The organism is Kribbella sp. NPDC002412 (assembly GCF_053592935.1).
Map to the genome: position 1 here is coordinate 103959 of NZ_JBSFBL010000024.1, position 8122 is coordinate 112080.

At 70.2% G+C, this 8122-nt stretch carries 9 protein-coding genes; 5 read left to right on the forward strand and 4 right to left on the reverse strand.

The window, feature by feature from the left end:
• Positions 1-4 precede the first annotated feature (4 nt).
• Complete coding sequence (locus ACWCOV_RS20730; RefSeq protein WP_449830912.1) at positions 5-631, reverse strand: hypothetical protein; 627 nt, start codon at positions 629-631, stop codon at positions 5-7.
• A gap of 253 nt (positions 632-884) precedes the next feature.
• Here ACWCOV_RS20730 and ACWCOV_RS20735 point away from each other — a divergent pair, with 253 nt between their 5' ends.
• From ACWCOV_RS20735 to ACWCOV_RS20750, 4 genes are all read left to right on the forward strand, one after another.
• Complete coding sequence (locus ACWCOV_RS20735) at positions 885-1814, forward strand: hypothetical protein (protein WP_449830913.1); 930 nt, start codon at positions 885-887, stop codon at positions 1812-1814.
• A gap of 184 nt (positions 1815-1998) precedes the next feature.
• A complete protein-coding gene (locus tag ACWCOV_RS20740; protein WP_449830914.1) occupies positions 1999-2766 on the forward strand; it encodes a GAF and ANTAR domain-containing protein in 768 nt (255 codons plus the stop codon).
• A 359-nt stretch (positions 2767-3125) separates the two neighbouring features.
• Complete coding sequence (locus ACWCOV_RS20745; protein ID WP_449830915.1) at positions 3126-3776, forward strand: GAF and ANTAR domain-containing protein; 651 nt, start codon at positions 3126-3128, stop codon at positions 3774-3776.
• Positions 3777-3944: 168 nt separating this feature from the next.
• The gene (locus ACWCOV_RS20750; RefSeq protein WP_449830916.1) at positions 3945-4613 is read left to right on the forward strand and encodes an ANTAR domain-containing protein; all 669 of its coding nucleotides are present in this window, start codon (positions 3945-3947) and stop codon (positions 4611-4613) included.
• Here the strand turns inward: ACWCOV_RS20750 and ACWCOV_RS20755 are convergent.
• Positions 4594-4728 carry a hypothetical protein gene (locus ACWCOV_RS20755; protein ID WP_449830917.1) on the reverse strand — a complete coding sequence of 45 codons (135 nt, stop codon included), beginning with the start codon at positions 4726-4728 and terminating at the stop codon, positions 4594-4596. The two genes, ACWCOV_RS20750 and ACWCOV_RS20755, sit on opposite strands and share 20 nt — an antisense overlap.
• An 87-nt stretch (positions 4729-4815) precedes the next feature.
• Here ACWCOV_RS20755 and ACWCOV_RS20760 point away from each other — a divergent pair, with 87 nt between their 5' ends.
• Complete coding sequence (locus tag ACWCOV_RS20760; RefSeq protein WP_449830918.1) at positions 4816-5457, forward strand: HAD family hydrolase; 642 nt, start codon at positions 4816-4818, stop codon at positions 5455-5457.
• On the opposite strand, the gene ACWCOV_RS20765 is transcribed toward ACWCOV_RS20760, so the two are convergent.
• Both ACWCOV_RS20765 and ACWCOV_RS20770 read right to left on the reverse strand, forming a co-directional pair.
• A complete protein-coding gene (locus ACWCOV_RS20765; RefSeq protein ID WP_449830919.1) occupies positions 5454-6758 on the reverse strand; it encodes a serine/threonine-protein kinase in 1305 nt (434 codons plus the stop codon). The genes ACWCOV_RS20760 and ACWCOV_RS20765 overlap by 4 nt on opposite strands.
• Before the next feature lie 142 nt (positions 6759-6900).
• A partial coding sequence (locus tag ACWCOV_RS20770) for a Gfo/Idh/MocA family protein (protein WP_449830920.1) occupies positions 6901-8122 on the reverse strand: 1222 nt, incomplete at its 5' end.

Below are 8122 nucleotides of genomic sequence, written 5' to 3' on the forward strand. Positions count from 1 at the left end.
GAACTCAGTCGACCCGGCGGTTGTCCTCGCCGTCGACCCGGCGGTTGTCGTCGCCGCTGACGTAGGGCAGTGGATTCCCGGAGGCGCGCGCACCGGCAGCGAGCCAGGCCGCGACTCCGGCCGGCGATCGCCGGTACAGCTCGTCGAGGTACCGCTGCCGCTCCTCGACGACGGTGAGGCGCGCCTGGGCCGAGCGCGCCGCCTCCAGCAGCAGGAAGCTCCGGCGCCAGGCGAGGCACAGCTCCTCGTCGCTGAGGAACCCGATCTCGGCCGCGTCCGCACGAGGACTGTGCGACGGCGCGGGGACCGGCTCCTCGGGTTCCGCCGGCGGGGGATCCTCCGGCACGAACCATCGGGCCCGCGCAAACGCAAGGACAACGGGCGACGTCGCCGCGAGAACCAGCACGATCAGCACGCCGCTGAAGCCGAGAGCGCCGATCAGACCGATCGCGGCCGGTACGAGCAGCACCGCGGCGAGCACCGCTCGGCCGAGCCCGCGGACCGCCTGCCTTCCCTCGTTGCCCGACCACAGGGCCGAGGCGACGACAACGGACCCCAGCGCGGCCAGGAGCACGCAGATGAACGCTCCCGCCGGGCCCCACTTGGCAACCATGCAGAGCAGTCCGGTCACGGTGGCCAGGCACAGACACCACCACCAGAGGAACCGACCCCGATCAGATCGACGCAAGACTCGCTCCCCCCATCCAGAACGGCGCCGGCCACCGCACGCCGCCCCCAGATCGTCAGGCCCGCGCCACCGCACCCGCCTCATCCCCTCCGGATGAAGCTCGCCGCACAACTGCCGCCGAACTTTTCGGGCGGTTCCGTAATCCAATCCCGTTGACGGAGACCGGGGGTCTTCGACCAAGGGGAGGAACACTCAGATGCTTCGTAAGACTGTGGGTCTGGCATCGGCAGGCGTGCTCGCGCTCGGGCTGGGCCTCGCGGCCGGGTCCCAGGCCCAGGCCAAGCCGGCGGACACGTCGGCAACCACCGCGGCCTGCGCGCTGCGGCTCGGCTCGGTGACCGCGAACGGGGCGCACACCAGCCGGATGATCAACGCGACGGCGCCGATCACCATCGGCGGGGTGCGGGGCACCGCCAGCGTGTTCACGCCCGGACAGGTCCAGCACACCACCACGTTCGTCGGCACGCCGCTGGCCGGTGGCGAGTCGCGGTCCGGGCTGACCGTGCTCGGCGGCGCCCTGCACTCCAGCTCGTACGTCGTCGACAGCCAGGTCCAGATCGACCCCCGCTACCCGAAGAACAACCTCCGGATCGGGGGCGGCTGGTCCAGCTACCGTTGGGTCGAGCAGTCCATCCACCGTCCGGCCGACGCCGGCTCACCGAGCCGTACGACGCTCTACGGCCAGCAGACGAACGGCGTCATGCAGCGGTGGATCGCCGACGGCACCAGCTGGCGCAGCACCGGCGGTGTCGGTGGCCTCAGCACGGTGAAGTCCATGACGCTGATCAGCCGCACCGACACCTACGAGACCTTCCTCGCCAACACCCGCTCTGGCGGACTGCTGACGGTCCGGTGGCCCACCAGCTACCTGAGCGTCACGAAGGGCACCGCCGTCCGCGACACCACCTGGCAGGGCTTCGAGCAGCTGATCGCCACCAAGTGCGGCGTCAACGGCACGCTGCTCCTCGCCATCGACCGCGACACCCAGTCCGGCTACCTGTACGCCGTCGGCCACGCCAACGGCCGCAACACCGTCATCAAGGGCCTCGGCAAGGTCCCCATGACCTTCTCCGACCCGCACTACTTCCGCTGGGCCCCCAAGTACGACACCTTGATCGGCGACTGACCCAGCAACAACCCCACAACGCGGCGGCCGGCTCCCGGCCGCCGCGTTCGCTGTCAGGAAGCAGGCAGACGGACCGCCGGTCCGACCGTCGTGCCGCCAAGCAGCGCGCGGGGAGACCAGTAGCTGAGGGAACACTGTCCGTCGTGCTCTGGAGGATCACCGGCGCTGGTGCATCATTGTTGGCATGGAACCTGCTAGCGAGCCGACGCCGGTGAACGGAGCGGAAGCCGCCGAGGAGCCTGTCGTGCGTGCACTGGATCCTGTCGGCAACGGAGCGTCCGGAGGCGGCGTGGCGGACGTCTTCGCGCGGCTGGCGGTGGAGCTGCACGACTCCGAAGGCGTCCAAGAGACTGTCGACGCGGTGGTCACGTTCGCGTTGCAGGCGCTGAACTGCTCCTACGCCGGCGTCGCCCTCGCAGTGCACGGCAAACCGGAGGTTCCGGCGGCCACCGACCCGATGGTCGCGCAGATCTACGAGTGGCAGATGGCCGGCGGCTACGGTCCGTTGGTGGAGTCGATGCGCGAGCACAGCACGCTGCTCATCCAGGACGTCGCCACCGACGAGCGGTGGCCGGACTGGGCCGCCAAGGTGCTCTCACTCGGCGTCCGGAGCGTCCTCGACGTACCGCTGACCACGGGCTCCGGCGTCGTCGGCGTCCTGGGACTCTACAGCACCGAGCCCGCCGCGTTCACCCCCGACGACGAGGCGATCGCCCACATCCTGGCCCGGCACGCCTCGGTCGCCATCGCCACCGCCCGCAGCGAGGCGACGCTCGCCAAGGCGGTCGACGCCCGCAAGCTGGTCGGCCAGGCGATGGGCATCCTGATGGAGCGGTACGGCGTCGACGGTGACCGCGCGTTCGCGATCCTGAAGCGCTACTCCCAGGACACCAACACCAAGCTCCGCGACGTCGCCCAGCAACTCATCGACAACCGCCGCTTGCCGCGCTGACCTCCCGGGTACCGCGGGCGGTGCAGCGCGAGGGCTTCGAGAGTGTGCAACCGGACCTGATCGCCCTCCAGGAGACCGTCGTCACCGACGAGTCGACCCCGAGGACGGCTCCTTCGCCTCCGGCCACTTCGGCGTGATCACCGACCTCGAGAGCTGACCCGTACCACCTCTGGCCCGGCCGGGGTAAGGTGGGTGCATCCTGTCAAGACGTGGCGGGGTAGCTCGACGCGGGCATCGGCTGGCCGGTACACGCGATCTGAACCGAGGCCCCGATGACCCAGTCCATCGGCACTGGGCGCGCTCACCGACAGGCTCACGCCTTCGCTGACCTCGCGCTGCAGCTGCACGACTCACCAACCATGACGGAGACCGCTGACGCGGTGGTCCGCTACGCGATTCCCGCGGTCGACTGCGACCACGCCGGTATCGCGCTCCAGGACGCCGACGGCGTGATCACGATCGGCACGGTGAGTAGCGACGTACCCCACGAGCTCTACGCCCTGCAGATCGGGCACGGCGACGGCCCGATGATCGCGGCGATCCAGCACGGCGTCGTGCTGCACATCCCCAACTCCGCGGCGGAGACCCGCTGGCCGGCCTGGAGCAGATCCGCCGTCGCTGCGGGGGTGGGAAGCGTCGTACACCTGCCCCTGGCCACCGGGAACACGACGCTCGGCGCGCTCAGCCTGTTCAAGCAGGCGTGCGACGGCTTCGACGAGGACGACCTGGCCATCGCCCACGTGCTCGCCCGGCACGCCGCGATCGCCGTGGCGACCGCCCAGCGGCGCGAGGTGATGACCTCCAAGGTCGACGCTCGCAAGCTGGTCGGCCAGGCGATGGGCATCCTGATGGAGCGCCACGACCTCGACACCGACCGCGCCTTCGCCGTCCTGCGCCGCTACGCCGAGCAGAACGACCTCAAGCTCCAGCAGGTCGCCGAACAGGTCGTCGCCGGCCGCCGCTTCACCAAGTCCCAGCCGTCCGCCACGGACTTCCACGCCGTCGGCTGATCGTTGACGGTCCCGGTCGCTGCTGTTCTGAACGACCGGGACCTGGGACCTCGGTCTCGCGCGCGACAGAGGACCCTCCGACACCGGTGCCCCGGCCAAACCCTCTTGCCGTGAGCGCACGGTTTGCCGCGGGGCACCGGGTCGGGTGTGACGGAGGATGTCGTGCTCGTGGCGCGGTTGAGAGCGCTGGCGGCGGCCAACTCGAAGCCGGAAGGTCTCGCGTTGCGGATGGCGCAGGCCTGTCAGGAGTTCCTCGGCGTCGACGGTGTCGCGATCACCATCGAGAACACGTCCCCACGCCGGACCACGCTCTGCGCGACCGACGCGGTGGCCGCACGGCTCGAGGACCTTCAGGAAGTCACCGGCGAGGGCCCCAGCCGCGACGCCTACCGGCTGAACGAGCCGATCACGCTCACCCTCGCGGACGATCGCCGCTGGCCCGTCTTCAGCGCTGCTGCGTTCGAAGCGGTCGGCCGGCTCACCACGCTCTCGCTCCCGATGCGCCCCGAAGGGCAGCCCTGGGGGGCGATCAGCATGTACGTCGCAGCGGACCGCGAGCCGGCCGAGTCCCCCGGCACCGCACAGGTCGTCGTCGACACCATCGGCGCCGTGCTACTCCGCGCACCGGCCGACGCAGTAGTTGCCGGCGGCGACCTGAGCGACGACCGCACCACCGTGAACCAGGCCACCGGCATGGTCATCGTCCAAGCCGACCTCCCCCACGCCGACGCCCTGGCCATCCTCCGCGCCCGCGCCTACGCCACCGACCAGCCCCTGGCCGAGGTGGCCGCCCAAGTCGTCAGCCGCCGCCTCACCTTCAAGGACCTCCTCGACTGAGACCGGCGGTGCTCTCGCGGACGATCAGCTGATAGGCGGCTTGTTGTTCGGAGAACTGGTACGGCGTGCCGGCCGCCAAGGCCGCCATCTGGTCTTCGAGGGAGGCGACGGCCATCGTGGCAATGGCGGTGCAAGCTGCCGCACGGACGAGTCCTAACCACGCCCGGCGCACCCGGCATCTCGACGCGTTTAGGCTTGCCGGGTGATTTCGCATGTGGTGTGGGACTGGAACGGGACGCTGCTGAACGACAACGACGCCGTCCTGGCCTCGGTGAACGCGGTGTGCGCCGACTTCGGGCACGCCGGCCTGACCTGGCCGGACTGGCAGGCGGTGTACGCGCGGCCGATGCGGGTGTCCTACGAGCAGGTCCTGCAGCGGCTGCTCGACGAGGAGGAGTGGGCCCGCGTCGACAAGCTCTACCACGACCGGTACGACGCTCTGCTGCACACCTGCGCGCTCGCGACCGGAGTGCCGGCCGAGCTCCGCCGCTTGGCCGAGACCGGACGGACCCAGTCCCTGCTGTCGATGTGGTTCCACGCCCGGCTCGTGCCGACCATCGAGCAGTACGGACTCACCGAGTTCTTCACCCGCGTCGACGGACTGCCCGGCGACGTCGGCGGTGGCTCCAAGGCCGACAGCCTGCGCCTGCACCTCGAAGCACAGTCGCTCGACCCGGCGAACGTCGTACTGATCGGCGACGTCGTCGACGACGCCACCGCCGCCCAGACTGCCGGCACCCAGTGCATCCTCGTCACCACCGGCGCGATGACCCGCCCCGCCCTCGAATCCACCGGAGCCCCCGTGACCAACACGATTCAGGAAGCCCTCCGACTGCTCGACTAGTCCGAGCCCGGGGATCCGTTGCCTTGGGCGGCGGCCGGGGACGGGGTGCCGGTCGCCGGGGTGCCCGTTGGGGTGTTGGAGGGTGGGGTGCTCGAGGGAGCGGTCGAGGACGGCTCCTCGGTCGGGGTTGCCGACGTGGTGGTTCGGGTGGGGGTGGGCGAGGCCGACGCGGTGGGGGTGGGTGTCGGGGTCGGGCTCGGCTGCTGCGACGGGGTCTCGGACGGCGAGACCGAGGTCGTCGGAGTGGTCCGGGTGGTGGTGCCGGGCTCGGTGCGGTCGGTGGTGGTCTCGGAGCCGGTCCCCGTAGGCGCTGTGGCCGGCGTGTTGGACGTGACGCTGGGTTGGGGACCGACGTCGGTGGTGGGAGGGGTCCGCGGCTCATCGCTGTTCATGAGCGCAGCGGCCATGACTGCTGCAGCCGTCGCGAGTACGGCGATGGCGCCGGCCAGCAGCGTCTTCCGCTGGGACAGCGGCTTCAGGGGTTGCGTGATGGCGATCGGCGCGGCACGCAGAGCCCCGGCCGCGATCTCGGCCGCGGTCGGGCGCTCGGCGGGATCCTTGGCGAGCATCCGGAGGAGCAGGGCCTCGAACGGCCCGGCGAGCTCGGGGCGGGTCCGGCTCGGCGGCACCGGGGTGGCGTCGACGTGCTGATAGAGGATCGCGGTCGGGTGTTCGGCGGTGAACGGCGGCTGCCCGGTGACCAGCTGGTAGAGCACGCACCCCAGCGAGTAGACGTCCGACGCCATCCCGGCCTGACGGCCCATCGCCCGCTCGGGCGCGAGGTAGAGCGTGCTGCCGATGATCGCCCCGACCTCGGTCAGGGTGGTGGTCCCCTCCCCCGGCAGGTGCGCGATCCCGAAGTCCGCGACCTTGACGGTCCCGTCGGCCGTGAGCAGCAGGTTGCCCGGCTTCACGTCCCGGTGGACGACCTCTTCACGATGCGCCGCGGCCAACCCGGCGGCGGCCTGCTCGATCAGGTCGATCGCGCGGTCCTTCGGCAACGGCCCGTGCTCGTCGAGCTCGTCGGCGACGGTGCCGCCTTCGACCAGCTCCATCACCAGGAAGAACCCGTCGTCATGGTTGCCGAAGTCGTACACGGACACCACGTGCGGGTCGTTCAGCCGGGCTGCGGCGCGCGCCTCGCGATGGAACCGCTCCGCCGATCGCGGGTCACGGTCGGTGGGCAGCAGCAACTTCACCGCGACCGGACGTCCGAGCTGTTCGTCGGTGGCGCGGAACACCTCGCCCATCCCGCCCCGGCCGATGGATGGGCCTAGTCGGTACCGCTTCGCTACCAGCATTCAGACACCCGTACCCACCGCAACCGCACACCAACCTGTCCCCGTCTCGGAAGCAGGCAATGTTACCGGCCGTCAGGAAACAACTCACATTCCCCGACGGCCGGCCAGCACGGCGTAGCGCCGTACTCACTGATCGTTCAGGTCAGCGCTGCTCGAGCCAGGGGTCGTCCGGCCGGGGCCGGTCGAAGGTGGGACGGGCGTTCTTCCAGTAGCCGCGGGTGAAGTCCGGGACCTTGACCGGTCGCAGCTGCTTCGTCTTCATCGACTCGTGGCTGAGCGGGATCACCGAGCACCACGCCGCCGAGTCGTAGACGTCGATGTCCGGCGTCATCCCCAGCCGCATCAGCTGGACCAGGCGGAAGATCGACACGAAGTCGCCGCCGCCGTGGCCGCCGTACTGCTCGGCCAGGCGTTCCAGCGCGGGCCACAGCCAGTGGTCGTGCTGGGTCAGGATGCTGTTGTAGGCGCTCCCGGTCCGCCAGCTGTGGTTGTTGTGCCCGAGCGACTCCAGGTACACCCGGGCGTTGTCGAGCTCGATGGACCCACGGGTCCCGGTGAGCGTCGTCTCCCGCGTGTACGGATGCGGTGAGTTGACGTCGTGCTCGACCCGGATGAACCGGCCGGACGTGGTGGTCACGAACGCGGTGTGCCGGTCCCCGGAGATGTACGGCGCATCGTCCCAGGACGAGTGGTCCGGCCCGACCCGGGAGTCCTCGGACCGGAACAGCGCCAGCGCCTTCGGCGGCGTCGCCACCGCGACCAGCTCGTCGAAGCGGTCGCCCCGGTTGATCCCCATCGCGGCCGAGACCGGTCCGAGGCCGTGCATCGGGTAGTGCAGCGCGTTCATCCGGGTCTGCCAGCGGCGGCGCCAGTACTCCGGGTGGTACGCGCCACCGAACAGGTACGGCCAGCGCAGGTCGTGGATGTAGCCGCCGGAACCGTGCTGCACGTCGCCGAACAGCCCGGCCTTGACCATGTTGAACAGCTGCAGCTCGGGCCGGAAGTAGTTCACGTTCTCCAGCAGCATGCAGTGCTTCCGGGTGCGTTCCGACGTCCGCACCAGGTCCCAGATCTCGTGCAGGTGCGGCGAGATCGGCAGCTCGATGGCGACGTGCTTGCCGTGCTCCATCGCGGCCTTGGCCTGCGGGTAGTGCCACTCCCACGGGGTCGCGATGTAGATCAGGTCGATGTCGTCGCGCTTGACCAGGTTGAGGTAGTCCTCCTCGCCGTTCGAGTAACCGACCGGAGGCGTGTCCTGGAAACCCTGGGCCATGATCCGGCCGATCGTGCGCTCGACCTGGGCGGGGCTGGGTCGCGCCCTCCGGCCAGATCGTGCCGTCCAGGTAGTGGTTGATGTAGCCGCC